Origin of the sequence: Micromonospora sp. M61 (genome assembly GCF_018070245.1) — a bacterium.
Classification (GTDB): domain Bacteria; phylum Actinomycetota; class Actinomycetes; order Mycobacteriales; family Micromonosporaceae; genus Micromonospora; species Micromonospora zamorensis.
Genome location: NZ_JAGPYA010000083.1, coordinates 1 through 23,262 on the forward strand (window position 1 = coordinate 1; position 23,262 = coordinate 23,262).

Genomic DNA, 23,262 nt, shown 5'->3' on the forward strand with positions numbered 1-23,262 from the left:
CACCGACCAACCCCGACAGATCCCAACCCCGATCCGACGGAAACTCCACCACCCCATCACCACCAGAAACCACAAAATCCCACAACTCATCCGGCGAACCCACACCACCCGGAAAACGACACGCCATCCCCACAATCGCCACCGGCTCATCCACCACCGAACCCGCGACTACCTCCGCAACAACACCCTCATCCCCGCCCAACAACGACCCCAAAAACCCCGCCAACACACCCGCCGACGGATAATCAAAAACAACACTCGACGGCAACAACAAACCCGTCGAAAGATTCAACCGATTACGCAACTCCACCGCAGTCAACGAGTCGAAACCGAGTTCCTTGAACGGTTGGTCGGCGTCGATCAGGCCGGCGCCGGTGTGCCCGAGGACGGCGGCGGCGCTGGTGACCACCAGGTCGAGCAGCTCGCGGGACCGCTCCTCGGCGCTCATCGCGGCGTACCGGCCGGCGGCCGGCGCAGCCGGCTCCGCGGTGGCCTGGAGGCGAAGGTGGTCGGGCAGCGCGCTGACCAGGGGGCGGACGCGGGCCGACGCGTACATCGGGAGGAAGCGGTCCCAGTCGACGTCGGCGATGGTCACGCAGGTCTCGTCGTGGTCGAGGACCGACTGGAGGCCGGAGAGAGCCAGCTCCGGGTCGAGGGTGAGCAGGCCACGCCGGCGTAGCTGCTCGGTGATGTCCGGGTCGTCGGCCATGCCACCGCCGGCCCAGACGCCCCAGGCGACCGAGGTGGCTGCGGCACCACGGGCGCGGCGCCACTGGGCGAACGCGTCGAGGAAGGCGTTGCCCGCCGAGTACGCGGCCTGTCCGCCGCTGCCCCAGACGCCGGAGATCGAGGAGAACAGGACGAAGGTGCTGGGTTCGTCGCCGAGCGCGGCGTCCAGGTTGATCGCACCGGCGACCTTGGCGGCCAGAACCGCGTCGAGGTCGGCGTCGGTGGCGGTGGCAAGGTCGGTGTGGTGGTCGACGCCGGCGGCGTGCACCACGGTGCCGATCCGCTCGCCGTCCGCCCGCAGTCGTTCGACCAGCCGGTTCACCTCTGCGGGGTCGGCGACGTCGCAGGCGGTGACGGTCACCCGCGCGCCGTGACGGCGGACCTCGGCGGCCACCAGATCGGCGTCGGGGGCGTGGATGCCCCGGCGGCTGACCAGGACCACGTGTTCGGCGCCGCGGACCGCGACCCAGCTAGCCACCCGGGCACCGAGGCCGCCGGTTCCGCCGGTGATCAGGACGGTGCCGCGCGGCAGCCACGCGTCGCGGGGCGCGGCGGCGGTGTGCGGGTCACGCAGCAGGCGACGTACGTAGGTGCCGGAGCCGCGTACCGCGATCTCGTCCTCGCCGCTGCCGTGCAGCGCGGCGACGACCCGTTCGGCGGCGCGCTGGTCCAGCTTCTCCGGCAGGTCGATGAGGCCGCCCCAGAGATGGGGGCGTTCCAGGCCGAGGACACGGCCGAGACCCCAGGCCAGGGCCTGGCGGGGCGCGTCGAGGTGGTCGGCGCGGCCGGTGGAGACGGCGCCCCGGGTGGCGGCCCAGAGTGGTGCTTCCAGACCCGCGTCGGCGTAGGCCTGCGCGACGGTCAGGAGGGTCGCCGCCGGGTCGAGCGCGGGGTCCAGGGCGAGCAGGGACAGGATGCCGTCGGTGGGCCCGACGGCCCGCAGTCGCTCGGCGAGAGCGCCGCGCTCCGGCGTCACGGTGAGCACTGTGGTGTCGCCGAGGGCGGTCAGCAGCGTCGCGTCGACGTCGACGTCGGCGCTGTTCAGCACGAGCCAGCGACCGGTGGTCGGCGTGCGGGGCGAGCCGGTCAGCGGCTCCCAGCCGATCCGGTAGCGCAGCGTGTCGAGCACCGCGTGGGTGTGCCGTCGCCGCCGCCAGGCGGAGAACGCCGGCAGCAGCGCTTCCAGGGTCTCGCGGTCCTCGTCGGAGCCGAGGCCAAGGGTTTCCGCGAGGAAGGCGGTGTCCTGGCGCTCGATGGCCGACCAGAAGTGCCCGTCGGCCGGATCGCCGGCCGTTTCCGTCCGCTCGGCGGGCGGCGAGGTGAGCCAGTACTGCTGCCGCTGGAAGGCGTAGGTGGGCAGGTCGATGAGGCGTCCGCCGGTCAGGCACGGCGTCCAGTCCACCGCGACGCCGCGCACGAAGACGTGGGCGAGGGCGGTGAGCAGGGCGGTCGGTTGGTCGCGGTCAGAGCGTTGCACGGGTACGAACACCGCGTCGGAAACGCAGTCCGCGCCCATGGCGGACAGGACCCCGTCGGGGCCGATCTCCACAAACGTGCTGACGCCGAGGCCTTCCAGGGTGGCGATGCCGTCGGCGAACCGGACCGCTTCCCGTACGTGCCGCACCCAGTAGTCGGCGTCCTGCGTCTCCGCGATCTGCCCAGTCAGGTTCGACACCACCGGGATCCGCGGCGACTCGTAGGTCAATGTCTCCGCGACCTGTGCGAACTCGGCCAGCATGGGCTCCATCAGCACCGAGTGGAACGCGTGGCTGACCCGCAGCCGCTTCGACTTCTCGAACTGGGCGGCAACAGCCGCGACCTCGTCGGCCACCCCGGACAGCACCACCGAACGCGGGCCGTTCACCGCCGCGATGGACACCCCGTCGGTCAGCAGCGGCAGCACCTCGGCCTCGGTGGCCCGTACGGCCACCATCACGCCACCGGTCGGCAGTGCCTGCATGAGGCGGCCTCGGGCGGCGACCAGCTTCGCGGCGTCGGCGAGAGACAGCACCCCGGAAACGTGCGCGGCGGCGATCTCACCGATCGAATGCCCCACCAGGAAGTCCGGAGTCACACCGAACGACTCGACCAGCCGGAACAGGGCGACCTCGACCGCGAACAACGCCGCCTGCGTGTGGACCGTCTGGTCCAGGGCCTCCGCGTCGTCTGAGATCACCTCGCGGATCGGCCGGTCGAGGTGGACGTCCAGCTCCGCGCACGCCGCGTCGAACGCCTCCGCGAACACCGGGAACGACGACGCCAACCCCAGACCCATACCCGGCCGCTGCGACCCCTGACCGGAGAACACGAACGCCGTCTTGCCACGCACCACCGACCCGACGACCGGACCCAACTCACCAGCGGCAACCGCCGCCAGCTCCTCCGACCCGAACACCACCGCCCGATGCGTGTGCAACGACCGCGACGACACCAACGAGAACCCGACATCCACCGGATCCACACCCGCCACCGACGCCAACCGCGACGCCTGACCCTGCAAACCCTCCGGCGACCGGGCCGACAGCACCCACGGCACCCGTGCCAGCAGGACGGCCGCGTCCCGCTGCGGGACGTCAGCGGCCGGCGGTTCCTCGATGATGACGTGCGCGTTGGTGCCGGAGACCCCGAACGACGACACACCCGCCCGGCGCGGCCGGTCCTCGGTGCCGGGCCACGGCCGGGCCGTGGTGAGCAGTTCGACAGCGCCCGCCGACCAGTCCACCTGTGGCGTCGGCTCGTCCACGTGCAGCGTTCGCGGCATGGTCCGGTGCCGCATCGCCATCAGCATCTTGATGATGCCGGCGACACCGGCGGCGGCCTGGGTGTGCCCGATGTTCGACTTGATCGACCCCAGCCACAGCGGCTCGTCGGCGGAGCGGTCCTGGCCGTAGGTGGCGATCAGGGCCTGCGCCTCGATCGGGTCGCCCAGGGTGGTGCCGGTGCCGTGTGCCTCGACGAGGTCGACGTGTTCGGCGGGGACCCGGGCGTTGGCCAGGGCGCTGCGGATGACGCGCTGCTGGGCTGGGCCGTTCGGGGCGGTCAGGGCGCTGCTGGCGCCGTCCTGGTTGACTGCGGTGCCCCGGACGACGCCGAGGACGCGGTGGCCGTTGCGGACCGCGTCGGAGAGCCGTTCCAGGAGGAGCATGCCGGCGCCCTCGGCCCAGCCGGTGCCGTCGGCGGCGGCGGCGAACGACTTGCACCGGCCATTGGTGGAGAGGCCGCGCTGCTTGCTGAAGTCGACGAACACGACCGGGGTGGCCATCACGGCGACGCCGCCGGCCAGGGCGAGGGAGCATTCCCCCTGACGCAGCGACTGGACCGCCAGGTGCAGGGCGACCAGCGACGACGAGCAGGCCGTGTCGACGGTGACCGCCGGCCCCTCCAGCCCCAGGGTGTACGCGACCCGCCCGGAGGCGACACTGCCGGAGTTGCCGGTGCCGAGGTAGCCGGCGACGTCGTCCGGGATGCTGCTCAGGTTGACCGCGTAGTCGTGGTACATGACGCCGGCGAACACCCCGGTACGGCTGCCGCGCAACCCGGTCGGGTCGATGCCGGCCCGCTCGAAGGTCTCCCAGGACGTCTCCAGCAGCAGGCGCTGCTGCGGGTCCATGGCGATGGCCTCGCGCGGTGAGATGCCGAAAAAGGCCGGGTCGAACTGGCCCGCCTCGTGCAGGAAGCCACCCTCGTGGGTGTACGACGTCCCGGGGTGGTCGGGGTCCGGGTGGTAGAGCGACTCCAGGTCCCAGCCGCGGTCGACGGGGAACTCGGTGATGCCGTCCCGCTCGTCGGCGACCAGGCGCCACAGGTCCTCGGGCGTCTCCACACCGCCGGGGTAGCGGCAGGCCATGCCGATGATCGCGATCGGCTCGCGATCGCGCTCCTCCATCTCGCGCAACCGCTGACGGGTGTCGCGCAGGTCGCTGGTGGCGCGCTTGAGGTAGTCCAGGAGCTTGGCTTCGTCGGCCATCAGAACGTCACTCCCCGTCGGTGTTTCATGCGGTCAGGCAATGCCGAGTTCGTCGTCGAGGAGGTCGAACAGCTCCTCGGCGGTGGCGCCGTGCAGGGCGCCGCTGTCGTGTGCAGGGTTGGCGCCGGCCCAGGCGTCGAGCAGGCTGTGCAGGCGGGCGGCGACCTTGGACCGGTCCGGGTCGTCGGCGCTGACGGCGGCCAGGCCCGCTTCGAGGCGGTCCAGTTCGCCGAGCACCGACAGGGCGGAGGCGGCGCGTTCGTCGAGCAGTTCGTCCTGCAGATAGCGGGCCAGCGCCGCGGGTGTCGGCTGGTCGAAGACGATCGTGGCGGGCAGTCGTAGACCTGCGGCGGCGGCGAGCCGGTTGCGCAGGTCGACGGCGGCGAGGGAGTCGAGGCCGCACTCGACCAGCCCGCGGTCGGGCTGGATGGCGTCGGCGGAGGCGTGACCGAGGACCGCGGCGACCTGGGTCTGCACCATCTCGAGCAGGATCCGCGGCCGGTCGGCGGGTGCCGCGCCGACGAGCCGCCGTTTGAGCGCCGCACCGGGCTCGGCGGCGTCGGCGGAGTTCTCCGCGACCCGGCGGGCGGGTCGACGGACCAGGTTGCGCAGCAGCGGCGGCACCGGGCCGTTGCCGGCCGCGACGTCCGGCTGCAACCCGATCGGCAGGACGACGGGAGTGCCGGCGCCCACCGCCGCGTCGAACGCGGCGAGGCCGGTCTCGGCGGTGAAGGGGGTGATGCCGAAGCTGGTCATCCGGCTGATGTCAGCGTCGCTGAGCTGCCCGGCCATTCCACCGCCGACCGCCCACGGCCCCCAGGCGAGGGAGATCGCGGCGAGGCCGTGGTGGCGGCGGTGCCGGGCGAGTGCGTCCAGGTAGGCGTTGGCCGCGGCGTAGTTGCCCTGTCCCGGGCCGCCGAAGCTGCCGGCCGAGGAGGAGAACAGGACGAACGCGGTCAGGCCCCGGTCCTGGGTGAGCTGGTGCAGGTTGCGGGCGGCGTCGGCCTTGGCGGCCAGGACCGCGGCGACCCGCTGCGGGGTCAGGGAGGCGAGGACACCGTCGTCGACGATGCCGGCGGCGTGCACGACGGCGGTGAGCGGGTGCTCGGCCGCGACGGTGTCGAGGGTGTGGGCGAGCTGTTCGGCGTCGGCGGTGTCGCAGGCCGCCACGGCGACGGTCGCGCCGAGCCCGGCCAGCTGCCCGGTCAGTGCGGCGACACCGGGCGCGTCCGGTCCACGTCGGCTGGTCAGCAGCAGGTGCCGTACCCCGTGGGTGGTGACCAGGTGCCGGGCCAGCAGGCCGCCGAGGGCGCCGGTGCCGCCGGTGACCAGGACCGTGCCGTCCGGGTCGATGCCCAGGTCGGCGGGCGCGGCGGTGGCCCGGGTGAGCCGCGGCGCGTACGCGCGGCCGTCGCGGACCGCCAGTTGCGGTTCGCCGCCGGCGAGGACACCGGGCAGGCTGGCCGCGGAGAGCGGCGAGTCGTCGACGTCGGCGAGCACGATCCGGTCCGGGTCCTCCGACTGCGCGGAGCGGATCAGGCCCCAGGCGGCGGCGTACGCCAGGTTGGGGGCGTCGACGGCGGGGTCCGGTTCGACCGCGCCGCGGCTGAGCAGGATCATTCGTGCCCCGGCGAAGGCGGGGTCGGCGAGCCAGCGTTGGGCGAGCGCCAGCCAGGCGTCGACCGCCGGGCCGGGTGCGGCCCCGCCGGCCTGCGCCGGGACGAAGACCAGGTCCGGTATGGCGCCCGAGGCGGCCAGCGCGTCCAGGTCCGGGTAGTCGTCGACGAGGGATCCGACGGCGGCCGCGGCGTCGGCCACGAACCCCTCGGGTGCGCCGATGACGGCGTACCGGCCGCCGGTGGGGGCGGCCTGCGGTTCGACGGGTGTCCAGTCCACTGTGAACAGCGGGGCCTCGTCGGTCGGCTGCCGCAGCTGGTTGACCGAGACCGGCCGCAGCACCAGCTTGCCGATCGTGGCGACCGGCTGCCCGGTCTGGTCGGCGAGGTCGATGCGGACCCCGTCGTCGCCGTTGGGGACGATCCGCACCCGGGCCACGGCGGCGCCGGTGGCGTGCAGGCCGATGCCGGTCCAGGAGAACGGCATCCGGCTCTGGGTGGGGCTCAGGCCCTGCTGCGCCTCGGCCGCCATGCCGAGGCCCATGGCGTGGGTGGCGGCGTCGAGCAGCGCCGGGTGCACGCCGTAGCGGGTGGCTTCGGTGGCGGTCGGCTCGGCCAGGGCGACCTCGGCGTAGATCTCCTCGCCGCGTTGCCAGGCCGCCCGCAGGCCCTGGAAGGCCGGGCCGTATCCGTATCCGAGCTGGGGCAGGAAGTCGTAGAGGAAGTCGACAGCGATCGGGGTGGCGTCGGTGGGCGGCCAGGTCTCGTCCGCGTCGGGTTCTGCGACCGGCACCGAGGAGGCGGTGCCGGCGGCGTGCCGGGTCCACGGACCGTTGTCGTCCCGGTCCGGGCGGGAGTGCACGCTGAGGGTGCGTCGGCCGTCGGCGTCGGCCGGGCCGACGCGGACCTGTAGCCGGGTTCCGGAGTCGTCCGGGATGACCAGCGGCGCTTCCAGGGTGAGTTCCTCGACCTGGCCGCAGCCGGCGTGGTCGGCGGCGTGCGCGGCCATCTCGACGAAGGCGGTGCCGGGCAGGATCGCGGTGCCGAGCACTGTGTGGTCGGTGAGCCAGGGTTGCAGGGCGGTGGCCAGTCGACCGGTGAACAGCACCTCACCGGTGTCGGCGAGCGTCGTGACGGTGTGCAGCAGCGGGTGGCCGGTGCCGCTGTCGGCGGAATCGGCCGGGTCCGGACGCAACCAGTAGGGCTGGTGCTGGAAGGCGTACGTGGGTAGCGGGATGCGGCGTGCGTCGGAGCCGGCGTAGACCGCTGTCCAGTCCGGGTCGGCGCCGCGGGTCTGCAGCCGGGCGAGTGCGGTCAGGACGGTGACCGGCTCCGGGTGTCCGGTGCGAAGCGCGGCGACGGCGACCGCCGCCCGGCCGGGCTGCTCGGCGAGGGTTTCCTCGGCCATCGCGGCCAACACCGGGTCCGGGCCGAGTTCGAGCAGCGTACGGACCTGGCGCTGGTGGAGTGCGAGGACCGCGTCCGCGAAGCGGACCGTCTCCCGGGCGTGCCGCACCCAGTAGTCGGGCGAGGTGAGCTCGGCAGTGGTGGCGAGTTCGCCGGTCAGGGTGGAGACGATGGGGATCTGCGGCGGGTGGTAGGTCACCGCGGTCGCGGCCCGCCGGAACTCGCCGAGCATCGGGTCCAGGTGCGGCGAGTGGAAGGCGTGGCTGACCTGGAGGCGCTTGGCCCGTCGCCCGGTGTCGCGCCAGTGCGTCACGAGCTGTTCTACCGAGGCTTCGTCGCCGGAGACCACAGTGGAGGTCGGTCCGTTGACGGCGGCGACGGTGATCCGGCCGTCCACCCCGTCGAGTGCGGCGAGCACCTCCGCCTCGCCGGCCTGGAGGGCGGCCATCGCACCGCCGTCGGGCAGCGCCTGCATGAGTCGGCCGCGGGCTGCGACCAGGGCGGCCGCGTCGGCCAGGTCGAGGACGCCGGCCACGTGGGCGGCGCTCAGCTCGCCGATCGAGTGCCCGGCCAGGTAGTCGGGGGTGATGCCCCAGTGGGCGAAGAGCCGGAACAGGGCGACCTCGACGGCGAACAGCGCCGGCTGGGTGTACTCGGTGCGATCCAGCAGGTCGACGTGTGCCGGGTCGAGGACGAGGTCGCGGATCGACCGGTCGAGGTGGGCGTCCAGGTGGGCGCAGACCGCGTCGAACGCGTCGGCGTAGACCGGGTACGAGTCGTACAGCTCCCGGCCCATCCCGGCCCGCTGGCTGCCCTGCCCGGTGAAGAGCACCGCGGTACGCCCGTCGACGGTGACGTCGGTGCTGAGCGCGGGAGCCGTGGTGTCGTCGCGCAGGGCGGTGAGGCTCAGGCGTACCTCGTCGAGGTCGGTCGCGACGATGGTCGCGCGGTGGTCGAGGGCCGCGCGGGTCGTGGCCAGTGACCAGCCGAGGTCGGTGAGGTGCGCGGCGGGCTCGTCGGTGAGGTGGTCGAGCAGCGCCGCCGCCTGCGCCCGCAGGGCGGGGGCGGTCGCGGCGGAGAGCGTGACCGGTACGGCGGGAAGCGACCCGCCGCCGGTCGGCGCCACCGGTGCCGGGGCCGCCGGGTGTTCCAGGATGACGTGGGCGTTGGTGCCGCTCACGCCGAACGACGAGACGGCGCCGCGCCGGGGACGACCGGTGTCCGGCCAGTCGCGGCGCTCGGTGAGCAGTTGGACGGTGCCGGCGGACCAGTCGACGTGCGGTGACGGCTCGTCGGCGTGCAGGGTGCGGGGCAGCACCCCGGCCCGCAGCGCGAGGACGGTCTTGATGACTCCGCTGACGCCGGAGGCGGCCTGGGTGTGGCCGATGTTGGATTTCAGCGAGCCCAGCCACAGCGGGTCGGCCTCGTGGCGGCCGGAACCGTAGGCGTTGATGACGGCCTGCGCCTCGATCGGGTCACCGAGGACGGTGCCGGTGCCGTGCGCCTCGACCACGTCGACGTCGGCGGCCGTGAGTCCGGCATCGGCGAGCGCGGCGTGGATGACCCGCTGCTGGGCGGGCCCGCTCGGGGCGGAGAGGCCGTTGGAGGCGCCGTCCTGGTTGACCGCGCTGCCCCGGATGACGGCGAGGACCTGGTGGCCGTTGGCCTCGGCGTCGCGGAGCCGTTCGACGACCAGGACGCTGACGCCCTCGGCCCAGCCGGTGCCGTCCGCGTCCGCGCCGAATGCCTTGCACCGGCCGTCGGCGGCCAGGCCGCGTTGCCGGCTGAACTCGACGAAGACCATCGGGTTGCCGATCACCGCGACGCCGCCGGCCAGGGCCAGGTCACATTCGCCGCGCCGCAGCGACTGGGCGGCCAGGTGCAGGGCGACCAGCGACGACGAGCAGGCGGTGTCGACGGTGAGCGCCGGGCCTTCGAGGCCGAGCGCGTACGAGATGCGGCCGGAGATGACAGCGGTGGCGGTGCCGGTGAGCAGATAGCCCTCGGTGCCCTCGGGGGCGTTGCGGACGCCGGCGCCGTAGCCCTGGCTCGACGCGCCGACGAACACGCCGGTCCGGCTGCCGCGCAACGAGTGCGGGTCGATTCCGGCCCGTTCGAAGCCCTCCCAGGCGGTCTCCAGGAGGAGCCGCTGCTGGGGGTCGGTGGCGAGCGCCTCGCGGGGGGAGATGCCGAAGAAGTCGGCGTCGAAGTCGGCGGCCTCGTGCAGGAATCCGCCGGAGCGGGTGTAGCTGGTGCCCGGGTGGTCCGGGTCGGGGTGGTAGAGGGCTTCCACGTCCCAGCCGCGGTCGGCCGGGAAGTCCCCGATCGCGTCGCGGCCGTCGAGCACCAGTTGCCACAGGTCGTCCGGGTTGCGGACGCCGCCGGGCAGGCGGCAGCTCATCGCCACGATGGCGACCGGCTCGTCGGTCGTGGCGGGAGCCGTGGTGGGGTTCGCCGACGGGGCCGGGACGGTGCCGGCCACCTCGTCGCGCAGCAGCCTGGCGATGGCCTGGACGTTGGGGTGGTCGAAGGCGAGCGTGGTGGGCAGCCGCAGGCCGGTCGCGGTGCAGAGCCGGTTGCGGAACTCGACGGCCGACAGGGAGTCGAAGCCGAGGTCGCGCAGTGCCCGGTCCGGGGTGACGGCGGAGGCGTCGGCGTGCCCGAGCACCGCGGCGGCCTCGCCGCGCACCAGGTCGACCAGGAACGTGTCGCGTTCTCCGGGTGTCATCCCGGTGAGTCGCTCGCGCAGCCCGGCGGCCTGGCTGTCGTCGTCGGGTGCCGCGGCGGACAGCGCGGTGCGGGCGTCGTCCAGGTCGGCGAGCAGGGCGCTGGGCCGTCCGACGGTGAAGGACGGGGCGAACCGGTCCCAGCGCACGTCGGCGACAGTGACGGTGGCCTCGCCGAGCCCGACCGCCTGCGCCAGCGCGACAGTGGTCTGCTCGGGCGGCATCGGCGGCAGGCCGCGGCGCAGCAGATGGTCGGCGGTCTCCTGTTTGGTGGCCATACCGCCGCCGCCCCAGGCACCCCAGGACACGGCGGTAGCGGCGCAGCCGCGGGCCCGGCGAGCTTCGGCGAGCGCGTCCAGGTAGGCGTTGCCGGCGGCGTACGCGATCTGCCCGCCGCTGCCCCAGGTGCCGGCGACGGAGGAGAACAGCACGAACGCGTCCAGGTCGTCGGGCTCGCCGAAGAGCCGGTCGAGGTTCGCGGCGCCGGTGACCTTGGCGTCGAGCACGTGGGCGAACTCGGCGAGGGTGACGTCGGCGATCGGCGTGTGCTGGGCGACACCGGCGGTGTGGATGACGGCACGGATCGGGTCGCCGGCGTCGGCGCTGTCGCGGACCAGTGCGGTGATCGCGTCGAGGTCGGCGACGTCGCACGCGGCGACGGTGACCCGCACACCGGATGCGGTGAGTTCCTCGGTCAGCTCGGCGGCCCCGGGCGCGGCCGGACCCCGCCGGCTGGTGAGGATGAGGTGGTCGGCACCGTTGTGGGCGAGCCACCGTGCGAGTTCGGTGCCGATGCCGCCGGTGCCACCGGTGATGAGGACGGTGCCGGTCGGCTGCCAGGTGGGCGCGGTGCCGGTGGCGGCGCGGGTCAGCCGGCGGGCGAGGACACCGGACGAGCGCACGGCGACCTGGTCCTCGACGCCGTCGCCGGCGGTGATGCCGGTCAGGACCGCGCAGAGCCGGTCGGCGGCCCGCTCGTCGAGGGTTTCCGGCAGGTCGACGAGACCGCCCCAGGAGGCGGACTGTTCCAGGGCGGCGACCCGGCCGAGGCCCCAGACGAACGATTGCGGGACCCGGCGTACCGGGTCGGCCGGGCCGGTCGAGACCGCGCCACGGGTGGCCGCCCAGACCGGGGTCTGCGGGTGGGTCTCGCGCAGGGCGGCGAGCAGGTCGGTGGTGGCGGCGGTGCCCCGGGTGAGGGCCCGGTGCTGGTCGGTTGGGTGTTCGTCGAGGGCGAGCAGGGACAGGATGCCGACCGGGGTGGCGCCGTCGAGCGCCCGGGCGAGTTCCGCCTCGGGGGTGACGGTGACAGTCGCGCCGGCCCGGGTCATCCGGTCGGTGATCGTCGAGACCAGGTCCTGGTCGGTGCCCGCCGGCACGAGCAGCAGCCAGCCGCCGTCGAGTCGCGGCTGCGGCAGGTCGGTGCGCGGTCGCCAGGTCACCCGGTAGCGCCAGGTGTCCAGCGCCCGGTGCTCGCGGCGTCCCCGACGCCAGTCGCCCAGGTGCGCGACGGCGTCGTTGAGGTGGCCCATGCCGAGACCGGTCAGGTCCCCGTTGTCGACGGCCGCCCAGAACTCGGCGTCGACCGGGTCGGCGGCGACCAGCTCGGGGGCCGGGTCCGGCCAGAACCGGCGCCGTTGGAAGGCGTACGTGGGCAGGTCGGTGCGCCGGGCCTCGGGCAGCACGGTGGACCAGTCGACGGGGGCGCCGGCGACGTGCGCCTCGGCGAGCGCGCGGACGATCCGCCGCTGGTCGCCTTCGCCCCGGCGCAGCGTGTGCAGGACCGGGGTGGTGACCGTGTCGCTGATCCCGGCGGTCAGCACCGGGTGCGGGCTGATCTCCAGGAAGAGACGGTTGCCGGCGTTGGCGGCTGCGGTGACGGCCTGGTCGAGGCGGACCGGGTTGCGCAGGTTGGCATACCAGTAGCCGGCGTCGAGGGCGCCGCCGTCGGCGAGGGCGCCGGTGACGGTGGACAGGAACGGCACCGACGCCGGGCCGGCGGTGATGCCGGCGAGCGCGGTGGTCAGTTCGGCCGCGACCGGTTCCACGGCGTCGCAGTGCGAGGCGTAGTCGACAGCGACCCGTCGGGCCCGGACGCCCGCCGTCTCGCACCGGGTCAGGAAGGCGTCCACGGCCTCGGCCGGGCCGGCGACCACGACGGCGGACGGCCCGTTGACGGCGGCGATCGTGACGCCGTCGGCCAGCAGGTCCTCGACGGTGCCGAGCGGGGCGCTGACCGAGACCATGCCGCCGGTGCCGGCGAGCTGGAGCAGGGCCCGGCTGCGCAGCGCGACGACCTTCGCGCCGTCCTGGAGGGACAGCGCGCCGGCCACGACCGCGGCGGCTATCTCACCCTGGGAATGGCCGATCACCGCCGAGGGGGTGACGCCGTGGCTGCGCCAGAGTTCGGCCAGCGACACCATCACGGCCCAGAGGGCCGGCTGCACCACGTCGACCCGGTCGAGCAGGCCGGGGTCGTCGGAGCGGAGCACGTCGAGCAGGTTCCACTCGACGTGCGGGCTGAGCGCGTCGGCGCAGGCGGCGATCCGGTCGGCGAAGACCGGCGCGGTGTCGAGCAGGTCGGCGGCCATGCCGCTCCACTGGGAGCCCTGGCCGGGGAAGACGAAGACCACCTCGGCGTCACCGACGGCGGTGCCGGTGACGACGTCGGTGTCGGTGGTGCCGCCGGGTGTGGCGAGGGCGGCGAGGCCGGCCCGGTGCCGCGGGCCGAGGACGACCGCGCGGTGGGCGAGAACCGAGCGGGCGGTACGCAGCGTGTGCGCGACGTCCGCCGGTTCGGTGCCGGCGCCGGGGCCGTCGAGGTGGGCGGCCAGCCGCGACGCCTGGTCCCGCAGGGCGTCGGCGGTGGCGGCGGAGATCAGCCAGGGAAGCTCCCCGGCGCTCGGTGCGACCGGCTCGGCCGGCTCCACCACCGAGGCCGGCTCGGCGGCCGGTGCCTCCTCCAGGATGACGTGGGCATTGGTGCCGGACATCCCGAACGACGACACCCCGGCGCGGCGCGGCCGCTCGCCGGTCGGCCAGGGACGTTCCTCGGTGAGCAGGCGTACGTTGCCGGCGGTCCAGTCGACGTGCGGGGTCGGCTCGTCGACGTGCAGGGTCCGGGGCAGCGTCTCGTGCCGCAGCGCCTCGACCATTTTGATGACACCGCCGACGCCCGCGGCGCCCTGGGAATGCCCCAGGTTGGACTTGAGGGAGCCGAGCCACAGCGGACGGTCGTCGGGCCGGTCCTGGCCGTACGTGGCGATCAGCGCCTGGGCCTCGATCGGGTCACCGAGCACGGTGCCGGTGCCGTGCGCCTCGACGGCGTCCACGTCGGCGGTGGTCAGCCCGGCGTTGGCGAGAGCCTGCAACACGACGCGCTGCTGGGCGGGGCCGTTGGGGGCGGTGAGCCCGTTGGACGCGCCGTCCTGATTGACGGCGGAGCCGCGCAGCACGGCGAGGATCGGGTGGCCGTTGCGTTGCGCGTCGCTGAGCCGCTCCAGCATGAGCAGGCCCACGCCCTCGGACCATCCGGTGCCGTCCGCGGCGCCGGCGAACGACTTGCACCGTCCGTCCGGGGCGAGACCGCGCTGGCGGCTGAAGCCGATGAACGCGGTCGGCGAGGCGAGGATGGTGGCGCCGCCGGCCAGGGCCAGGTCGCACTCGCCCAGGCGCAGCGCCTGACCGGCGAGGTGCAGGGCGACCAGCGACGACGAGCAGGCGGTGTCCAGTGTGACGGCCGGGCCCTCCAGGCCGAGCAGGTACGCGACGCGGCCGGAGATCACGCTGGGCGCGGTGCCGGTGAGGAAGTAGCCCTCGCTGCCCTCGGGCGGGTTCTGCTGGAGCAGCGAGACGTAGTCCTGGGTGCTCGGGGTGCCGGCGAAGATGCCGGTCCGGGTGCCGCGCAGGTGGTGCGGGTCGATGCCGGCCCGTTCGGTGGCCTCCCACGCGGTCTCCAGCAGCAGCCGCTGCTGCGGGTCCATCGCCATCGCCTCGCGCGGGCTGACGCCGAAGAACTCGGCGTCGAAGGCGGCCAGGTCGGCCAGGAAGCCGCCGTCGCGGGTGTAGCAGGTGCCCGGGTTGTCGGGGTCGGGGTGGTAGAGACCGTCGAGGTCCCAGCCGCGATCGGTGGGGAATGCGCCGATGCCGTCGCGTCCCTCGGCGACCAGCTGCCAGAGGTCCTCGGGGCTGTGCACCCCGCCGGGATAGCGGCAGGCCATGCCGATCAGGGCGATCGGCTCGGAGCCGGCCGACTCCAACTCCCGAATGCGTTGACGCGCCTTGTGCAGGTCGGTCGTCACCCATTTCAGATAGTCCCGGAGCGTTTCTTCGCTTGCCATACGATGCCACCTCTTCAAGGCAGAGCGACCCGGAATGAGCTGGGCCGGAATACGGCGATCCGCAATCAGGACGCTATGGAAGCCCTGGTGGGCCAACAACCCCTGCGGGGTCGCGACGGACCCTCGCGCGCCCCGACGGCACCCCGATACCGGTCAGCCGGTAGGGGTAGGTAGGGGATATCTACGGGGGTGCCCCGGGAGTCATTCTCAATACACAAAGCACGGAGCAGAACGGGACGGCAGCGAGGAAGCGCCGATCCGGGCTCCGCCGGAAGGACCGGGTGACTCTTCGGGAGGGCAGAACAATGACCACGACGCTGTTGACGCCGATCGATGCTTCTACTGACACTTTCGGCCCGCCGGCCGAGCTGAGCAGGTTCCTGGGTCAGCACTACTTCAGCCACGACGCCGCCAACCCGGCGACCAACCCGCCGCTGGACTTCGAGAAGGCGGCATTCCACTCCCGGACGGTGGTGACCGCCGAGCAGCTCACCTCCGTGGTGCAGGTCAACCTCGTCGGTGGGCCCAGCGTCATCCCGCGCAGCCTCGTCGTCAGCAAGACATTGGCGGCGAACGAGAAGCTGAAGATCTGCCACCTGGACGGGTACGAGCACTTCGAGCGTGACGCGGAGCTGGCCAACGTGTTCGTCTGGTCGATGCGTACCTCGATGGCTTTCTGACCAGCGCCGCCGGCCTCGGTGCCACGGCCCCTACGGGGGCATGGCGCCGAGGCCGGCGGCGTTGGGGGTGGCGCGGTTCAGGCGAGCTGGCGGCGCAGCAGCCGCAGGGACCAGGTGGTGCTGAGGACCAGCAGGCCGATCGCGACCAGCGCGCCGATCAGCACGATCTGCTGGTCGTAGTTGCCGCTGATCAGCTCACGCTCGGCCTCGACGACGTAGCTGAGCGGGTTGGCTCGGGACAGGTAGTACAGCCAGTCCGGGGCGCGGTCCATGGGCAGCAGCACACCGGACAGCAGCATCAGCGGCACGACGATGCCGCTGACCACCGGGGCCAGCGCGAACTCGTGCTTGAGTTTGAGCGCCAGGCCGTAGGAGGTGAAGCCGACCGCGACCGCGGTGATGGCGAGCAGGACCAGCCCGGCCAGGATCGGCAGTACGCCGGCCCGGAAGCCGAGGATGAACGCCAGCCCGATCATCAGGATGGCCTGGACGAGCAGGAGCACCACGTCCTTGAGGACCCGGCCGGTGAGCAGGGCGACCCGGCTGAGCGGGGTGACCTGCATCCGCTCCAGCACTCCGGAGCGGGTGTCCGGGATCAGGGAGAAGCCGGCGTTGGCGGTGATGAACAGGGCGAGCTGGATGAGCATGCCGGGGACGAACCACTGCCATGAGCTGAGGCCGCTCTCGTCGGTGGTGTCGCTCAGCAACGGCCCGAACAGGACCAGGTAGACCAGGGGCACCGCGACACCGACGATCAGCGTGCCGGGGCTGCGGAGGGCGGGACGGACCGCCCGGTCGAACGTCAACCAGGTGTCTCGCAGGAACGACATGGGGATCCTCACTTCACAGGCCCGGGAACGCCGGGGCGGTCTCGCTGTCGCGAAGGCTGCGTCCGGTGACGGTCAGGAACACGTCGTCGAGTGTCGGCCGGCTGGTTCGCACCGAGAACACGTCGACGTTGATGCGGTCGAGTTCGCGCAGCAGGCCGGGCAGCACGCGGTCGCCGCGGGCGATGCGGAACCGGACGGTCGCGCCGTCGACGGTCACCTCCGTCGCGCCGTCGAGTCGCTCGGCGGCGGCGGCGGTTTCCGGGGACGCGGAGGTTTCCAGGGTCACCAGATCGCCGTTGACCTGGGCCTTGAGCTCGTCGGCGGTGCCCTCGGCGACGATCCGGCCGCCGTCGATGACGAGGATCCGGTCGCAGAGGCTGTCGGCCTCGTCCAGGTAGTGGGTGGTGAGGAAGACCGTCGTCTCGTAGTCGCGGCGCAGGTTGCGGATGTGGTCCCACAGGTTGCTGCGGCTCTGCGGGTCCAGTCCGGTGGACGGCTCGTCGAAGAAGACCACCGGCGGCCGGTGCAGCACGCCCATCACGATGTCGATGCGTCGCTTCTGGCCGCCGGACAGGGCACCGATCATGCGGTCCTCGAGGCCGGTCAGGTCGTACTGGTCCAGCATCTCGGCGACCCGGGTGCGGGCGACCGACGCGGACAGGCCCTGGAGTCGGGCGTGGGTGACCAGCTCCTCGCGGACCTTGTACTCGACGCCGGCCGAGGAGTTCTGGCCGACGTAGCCGATCAGCTTACGGACCCCGGCGGGGTCGCTGAGCAGGTCGCAGCCGCCGATGTTGGCCTCACCGGAGGTGGGCCGCAGCAACGTGGTCAGCATCCGCAGCGTGGTGGACTTGCCGGCTCCGTTGGGGCCGAGGAAGCCGACCATCTCGCCGGAGGAGACGTCGAGGTCGATGCCGCGTACGGCTTCGACGGTGAACTTGTTGATCTGGAACGTCTTGGTCAGACCGCGCGCCTTGATCATCGGTGGTCTCCTCTCGACAGGGATCCCACCGTCGGCGGAAATCCTCGAAAACGGCGCTGGCACCGGCATTCGCCTATCGCAACCAGCATCGGGAGAGGCCTGTGCACGGACAACCCTTAGCGGGCCCCCTAGCTCCCGTAGGCCAGCTCAGATGGCCCGTGATCCGGTCCGCGACCGTTCCGGTCGGCACCGGTCCGCGCCTACGATCATCGTCGTGAGTGTTCCCGGCACGGTCCCGCACGGCAGGTTGTTGGCGATCAGCGATCTGCACGTCGGCTATGCCCGCAACCGGGAGACGGTGCTCGGGCTGCGCCCGGGGCACGCCGAGGACTGGTTGATCGTCGCCGGCGACGTCGGCGAGAAGATGGCCGACGTCCGGTGGGCGCTGACAGTCCTCGCCGAGCGCTTCGCCACGGTGATCTGGGTGCCGGGCAACCACGAGCTGTGGACGCCCGCCGACGACCCGGTCCAGCTGCGCGGCGAAGAGCGCTACCGCGAACTCGTCCGGATGTGTCGTGACCTGGGCGTCGTCACGCCCGAGGACGACTTCCCGGTGTGGCGCGGGGCCGGCGGCCCGGTCGTCGTGGTGCCGCTGTTCGTGCTCTACGACTACACGTTCCGCCCGCCGGGCACCACGAAGGAGCAGGCGCGCCACTGGGCCGAGTCGGCCGGGATCGTCTGCACCGACGAGTTCCTGCTGCACGCGGACCCCTACCAGGGCGCCGACGACTGGTGTCGGGCCCGGCTGCGGGAGTCCGAGCGGCGCCTCGCCGCGTGCGATCCGGCGCTGCCGACCGTGCTGGTCAACCACTTCCCGCTGACCCGGGAGCCGACCTGGGTGCTGCGGTATCCGCAGTTCGCCCAGTGGTGCGGCACCACCGGCACCGCGAGGTGGCACCTGGAGCACCGGGCGGCCGTGGTGGTCTACGGCCACCTGCACATCCCGAGGACCACCCTGGAGGACGGGGTCCGCTTCGAGGAGGTCTCGCTCGGCTACCCCCGCGAGCAGGACCTGTACGGCCGGCACGGTGACCCGCTGCGTGTCATTCTTCCCGCCGGCGAGCCGTCCTGACCGAAGCGGGCGCACCCCCGTCGCATGGTCGCTTCCCCAAGCCCGCCCCGCCCGGTTCGCGCCGGCCCGTTGGCCGTGCGCACCCCCGCTGAGATGGCCCACGCACACCGCGGCCCCGCCACGCGTCGACGCGGTGCGGGGCCTGGTGTGCGGGGTCAGACGGTCGCGGACAGGTCGAGTTCGAGGTGGGCCGGCAGGTCGGTACGCCCCACCACGCCGAGCTTGCGGTAGATGCGCGTCAGGTGCTGCTCCACGGTGCTCACCGTGATGTAGAGCTTGTCGGAGATCTCCCGGTTGGTGTAGCCGATCGCGGCCAGGGCCGCGACCCGGCGTTCGGCGTCGCTGAGCATCGCGGCGCTGCCGGTGACGCTCGGCTGTGCCGCGGCGGTCTCCTTGTCGTCCCAGCCGATGTCCCGCGAGAGCCGACGGAGCAGTGGCTGTGCGTCGCACTCCTCCGCCAGGGCCCGGGCCCGCCGGCCGATCATTCCCGCCCGCCGCGACTCACCCAGAGCGTGGTACGCCTCGGTCAGGTCGACGAGCACCCGGGAGTGCTCGTACCGGTCGGCGCCGGACTGCAACAGGTCGGCCGCCTGCCGCAGCAGCATCGGCCGGTGCCGCAGCTGGCTGGTCGCGGCGAGCAGGCGCAGCGCCGAGCCGTGCACGCGCGGCATGTCCTTGCCGCAGCGACCCAGCTGATCCTCGATGAGCCGGCGGGCCTGGTCCGGGCGTCCCATCCGCAGCAGCGCCTCGGCGGCGTCGGTGCGCCACGCCACCAGACCCGGAGCGTCCAGCTCCCAGGTGGTCATCAGCTCACCGCACTTCTGGAAGTCGCGCAGCGCCAGCGGCAGGTGGCCGGTGGCCATGCTGTAGCGACCACGCGCGTGCAGGTAGTGCAGCCCGTACCGGGTCTGGAACATCGTCTCCGGAACCGGCTGGTCCAACCACTCGGCGACCTCTTCGAAGCGACCCATCGCGGTGCAGGCCGTCACCAGGCTGGCCAGCGGCACACCGACGGCCACCCCCCAGCTGCTCGGCGGCATGATCTCCAGGGCCAGACGGGCGTGCCGGGCCGCGCCGGGCAGGTCACCGAGGCGCAGAGCCACCTCGGCCCGGATCGCGGAGAGCCGGGCCTGCCGGCTGGGTGCGCGCCGGGTGTGCGCCTCCTCGATGAACAGGTCACACCACGGCGCGGCCTGCTCGGCGTGTCCGCCGTAGGTGAGGGTGAGCAGGGCGCTCTCCACCGTGTCCAGGCTCATCTCGTCGAGCCGGGAGCTGCGCAGGATGCGCTCGACGACCCCGGCCACGCTCTCCGACGGGGTGGCGCTGAGCACCGTGGACAGCGCGTTGGCGGCTTCCAGGCGACGGCTTGCCGAGACCGTGGAGACGGTCACCGGGGCCGGCCGGAAGTGCTGGGCCAGCGGTGCGTACGAGCAGCGCAGCCAGGGCCGGGTCATGGCCAGCTCACCGGCGGCGGCCGGGTCGAGGTCCACTCCGGTGGCCGCGAGGTGCTCCAGGATCACCTCCGCCTCGGCGAGCTGCCCGTGCCACAGCAGCGCCTTGGCCAGGATCACCGCGTCGCTGCCCTGGAGGAAGCCCTTGTCCAGGGCCCCGGCGAGCTCGGGCAGGTAGCTGCTGGAGGAGCTGGGGTTGACCCGCCACTCCGCGCGTACCAGAGTGGTCATGATCTTGATCTTCTGCCGTTCGTCGGTGCAGGCCCGCCAGGCCAGCTTGAGGTAGCTGACGGCCGACTCCACCTGACCCTCGCGCAGGGCCTGCCGGGCTGCGTCCTCCAGCGCCGCCACTCCCCACGCCTCGCTGGCCTCCTTGGCGCACAGCAGGTGCTCGGCCACGACCCGCGCGGACGCGCCGCCGTCGTAGGCGAGCACCGCCGCGCGCCGGTGCAGCTCCGCCCGCTCGTCCTGGTCGAATCCGGCGAGCACGGCGGCCGCGGCCACCGGGTGCCGGAACCCACCGAGGGTGAAGATGCCGGCCGTGGTCAGAGCCCGCATGGCCTGCGCGACCACGCCGGCGTCGGTGCGCAGGAGCCGGTCGAGCGCTTCGGTGTCGGCGAGCACGGCGACGCCGCGGGCGACCTCCAGCAGCTGCGGATCGCCGCGGCGCAGGCAGGACACGACGGCCTGGGCGTACCGCTCCCCCACCACCACCTCGTCCGGCGCGGCGCCGGTCTCCTCGGTGGCGGTCTGGTAGTCCTCCAGCAGGCCGCTGACCAGCAGAGCGTTACCGCCGGTGAGCTGGTACCACTGGCCGGCGAGCCGTTCGGCGACCTCCGCTCCGACCGTCTCGGCGGCGAACTGCTGGACGCCGAGGCCGGTGAGCGGGGTCAGCTTGACCCGGCTGCCGTGCCCCGGGCGCAGCAGTTCCGCCTGCCAGGACGGTTCCGCGCTGCGTCCGAACTCGGTCTGGGTGAAGGCGACCAGGACCGGCGCGAACCGGGCGCGGCGGGCCAGGTACGCCAGGCAGACCACCGAGGCGCGGTCGGCCTGGTGCACGTCGTCGACGAGCAGGGCCAGCGGGTAGCGCTCGGCCAGTTCCAGCAGGATGGTGCAGAGCCCGTGCACGATCTGCACGTCGATGTGCTCGTTGTCGTCGCGGTTGTCGGCGGCCAGGGCCGCTACCGTTCCCTCGTGCAGCAGGCTCATCGCCCGCTCACGCTCACGGTCCTGCAGGGGCGCGTCGTGGAAGAGCTGGCTGAGCAGCGCCAGGGGCAGGTTGCGCTCGGCGTGGGCGCCGCTCGCGGTGACCGCGAGTGCACCGAAGTCGACCGCCCGGTCGGCCAGGGTGTGCAGTAGTTCGCTCTTGCCGGTGCCGACGGTGCCGGTGATCATCGCCACCCGGCCACGGCCCGCGACCGCCTCGGTGAGCAGACCCTCGAGGCCGGCCACCGCCTTGTCTCTTTCAACGAGTCCCATGTGGATCTCCCCAGGTCTGGTGTGGTGAACGGCCTCGATTGGTGTTCAGCCGGCCAGGTTGAGGCCGACGGTGCCGGCCAGGACCGGGCGCAGCCGGGGCGGCGCGGGGTGCATCGCCGGGGCGTCGAGATCCCCGACGGTTTCCAGGGCGTTGCCGGAGCGGAGGGCGCGGCTGAGCGCGGCGCGGACGGCGGCGAAGGCCGCGGTGTCCGGCTCGGCGTCGATGCCGACCCCCCAGACGGTACGGGTGCCGAGGCGACACTCGGCGTAGACGACCACGTCGTCGCGCTCGCACACGGCGCCAACCCCGGTGCGGTGCACGGCGCGCACGTCGATCCCCCAGGACAGCATCGTGGTGCGGATCTGCTCGACCGCGTCGGCCCGGGCGGCGCCGACGGTGAACCCGCCGCCGCCGACGTGCAGCTCGGTGGCGACCATGTCGCGGAAGCGCAACGGCACCGACAGCGGGCGCTGCACGACGTACTCCTTCAGGAACAGCTCCCCGATGCGGGCCGGTGGGATCTCCACCCCGGCGGCGTCGGCCTGCGCCTGGACCACGCCGGCGAATTCCAGCTGAAGGTCGCGCGGCAGGCGCAGACCGTGCCGGCTGGCCAGCACGTAGGCGACGCCGCCCTTGCCGGACTGGCTGTTGATCCGCACCACGGTCTCGTAGGTGCGGCCGACGTCCTCCGGGTCCAGCGGCAGGTACGGCACCTCCCAGGGCAGGTCGTCGACGGACGCGCCGATCGCCATCGCGGCCCGGGCTCGCTCGTCGAAGCCCTTCTTGATGGCGTCCTGGTGGGAGCCGGAGAACGCGGTGTAGGCCAGGTCCCCGCCGTACGGGTGGCGCGGGTGCACCGGCAACTCGTTGCAGTACTCGACGGTGCGCCGGATCCGGTTGATGTCGGAGAAATCGATGCCCGGGTCGACGCCCTGGGTGTAGAGGTTGAGCCCGAGCGTGACCAGGCAGACGTTGCCGGCCCGCTCGCCGTTGCCGAACAGGCAGCCCTCGATCCGCTGCGCGCCGGCGAGGGTCGCCAGCTCCGCGGAGGCGACCCCGGTGCCGCGGTCGTTGTGCGGGTGCACCGAGAGGCACACGTGCTCGCGGTGGGACAGGTTGCGGTCCAGCCACTCGATCTGGTCGGCGAAGATGTTCGGCATGGTCCGCTCGACAGTGGTCGGGAAGTTCAGGATGATCGGTCGGTCCGGCTCCGGCTGCCACACGTCCATGACCGCTTCGCAGACCTCGAGGGAAAACTCCAGCTCGGTGTCGTTGAACAGCTCGGGCGAGTACTGGTAGCGCAGGTCGGTGCCGGCGAGGGTGCGTTCCGCGTACTTCATCATCAGCCGTGTCCCCTGGACCGCGAGGTCCAGGCACTCGGCCCGGGTCATGCCGAAGACGACCCGGCGAAACAGCGGCGAGGTGGCGTTGTAGATGTGGATGCGTGCGCGGGGAGCGCCGGCCAGGCTCTCCACGGTGCGGCGGATCAGCTCGTCGCGGGCCTGCGTCAGCACCGTGATGCAGACGTCGTCCGGAATCAGGTCGTCCTCGATCAGCAGCCGGACGAAGTCGTGATCGTCCTGGCTCGCCACCGGGAAACCGACCTCGATCTCCTTGTAGCCCATCTCCACGAGCAACCGGAACATGGCCAGTTTCCTGGCCGGGCTCATCGGGTTGGCCAGCGACTGGTTGCCGTCGCGCAGGTCGGTCGAGAGCCACCGGGGCGCGGTGGTGACCGTACGGCTCGGCCACCTTCGATCCGGCAGGCTCACCGGAGCGGCGGGCAGGTAGCGGCCGGCAGATCGTCGACTCGGGTTCACGATGGGTTCCTTTCCTCGCTGTGAGGAGCCGGGACTCGCGGCCCGGGCGCCACCTGACTCATCCCCGGGTGCCGAAGTACATCGAGTACGAGTAGGGAGTGAGGAGCACCTGGACCTGGCAGGTGTCGGACTCGTCCTGGACGCGGAAGGTGACCGCGATCT

8 protein-coding genes are annotated in these 23,262 nt (G+C 72.8%); 2 read left to right on the forward strand and 6 right to left on the reverse strand.

Annotated elements, in window-relative coordinates:
• Together KBX34_RS30375 and KBX34_RS30380 are read right to left on the reverse strand one after the other, a co-directional pair.
• Positions 1-4,699, reverse strand: a 4,699-nt coding sequence (locus KBX34_RS30375) for a type I polyketide synthase (protein WP_374223734.1), incomplete at its 3' end; no start/stop codon positions are given.
• A gap of 30 nt (positions 4,700-4,729) precedes the next feature.
• The gene (locus KBX34_RS30380; protein ID WP_210928411.1) at positions 4,730-14,785 is read right to left on the reverse strand and encodes a type I polyketide synthase; all 10,056 of its coding nucleotides are present in this window, start codon (positions 14,783-14,785) and stop codon (positions 4,730-4,732) included.
• A 305-nt stretch (positions 14,786-15,090) separates the two neighbouring features.
• Between KBX34_RS30380 and KBX34_RS30385 the strand changes: the two genes are divergently transcribed.
• A complete protein-coding gene (locus KBX34_RS30385; protein WP_088947709.1) occupies positions 15,091-15,465 on the forward strand; it encodes a DUF5988 family protein in 375 nt (124 codons plus the stop codon).
• Between the two features lie 77 nt (positions 15,466-15,542).
• On the opposite strand, the gene KBX34_RS30390 is transcribed toward KBX34_RS30385, so the two are convergent.
• Together KBX34_RS30390 and KBX34_RS30395 are read right to left on the reverse strand one after the other, a co-directional pair.
• Positions 15,543-16,295, reverse strand: coding sequence for an ABC transporter permease (locus tag KBX34_RS30390; RefSeq protein ID WP_099852477.1), 753 nt, complete (start codon positions 16,293-16,295; stop codon positions 15,543-15,545).
• A 13-nt stretch (positions 16,296-16,308) separates the two neighbouring features.
• Complete coding sequence (locus KBX34_RS30395) at positions 16,309-17,277, reverse strand: ATP-binding cassette domain-containing protein (protein ID WP_210792742.1); 969 nt, start codon at positions 17,275-17,277, stop codon at positions 16,309-16,311.
• 214 nt (positions 17,278-17,491) lie between these two features.
• Here KBX34_RS30395 and KBX34_RS30400 point away from each other — a divergent pair, with 214 nt between their 5' ends.
• Positions 17,492-18,349 (forward strand): metallophosphoesterase, encoded by an 858-nt coding sequence (locus KBX34_RS30400; protein ID WP_307871529.1) that lies wholly within the window; start codon positions 17,492-17,494, stop codon positions 18,347-18,349.
• Between the two features lie 155 nt (positions 18,350-18,504).
• Here KBX34_RS30400 and KBX34_RS30405 read toward each other — a convergent pair whose 3' ends face one another.
• Entirely contained in the window at positions 18,505-21,279 is a 2,775-nt protein-coding gene (locus tag KBX34_RS30405; RefSeq protein WP_210928414.1) for a LuxR family transcriptional regulator, read from the reverse strand.
• A 45-nt stretch (positions 21,280-21,324) separates the two neighbouring features.
• Positions 21,325-23,100 carry a 2-isopropylmalate synthase gene (locus KBX34_RS30410; protein ID WP_307871530.1) on the reverse strand — a complete coding sequence of 592 codons (1,776 nt, stop codon included), beginning with the start codon at positions 23,098-23,100 and terminating at the stop codon, positions 21,325-21,327.
• Positions 23,101-23,262 lie beyond the last annotated feature (162 nt).

What these genes read in the sequence shown, in the direction of transcription:
- KBX34_RS30405 (WP_210928414.1), bottom strand. Translation starts at nt 21,279, where the DNA reads ATGGGACTCGTTGAAAGAGACAAGGCGGTGGCCGGCCTCGAGGGTCTG.
- KBX34_RS30395 (WP_210792742.1), bottom strand. Translation starts at nt 17,277, where the DNA reads ATGATCAAGGCGCGCGGTCTGACCAAGACGTTCCAGATCAACAAGTTC.
- KBX34_RS30390 (WP_099852477.1), bottom strand. Translation starts at nt 16,295, where the DNA reads ATGTCGTTCCTGCGAGACACCTGGTTGACGTTCGACCGGGCGGTCCGT.
- KBX34_RS30380 (WP_210928411.1), bottom strand. Translation starts at nt 14,785, where the DNA reads ATGGCAAGCGAAGAAACGCTCCGGGACTATCTGAAATGGGTGACGACC.
- KBX34_RS30385 (WP_088947709.1), top strand. Translation starts at nt 15,091, where the DNA reads ATGACCACGACGCTGTTGACGCCGATCGATGCTTCTACTGACACTTTC.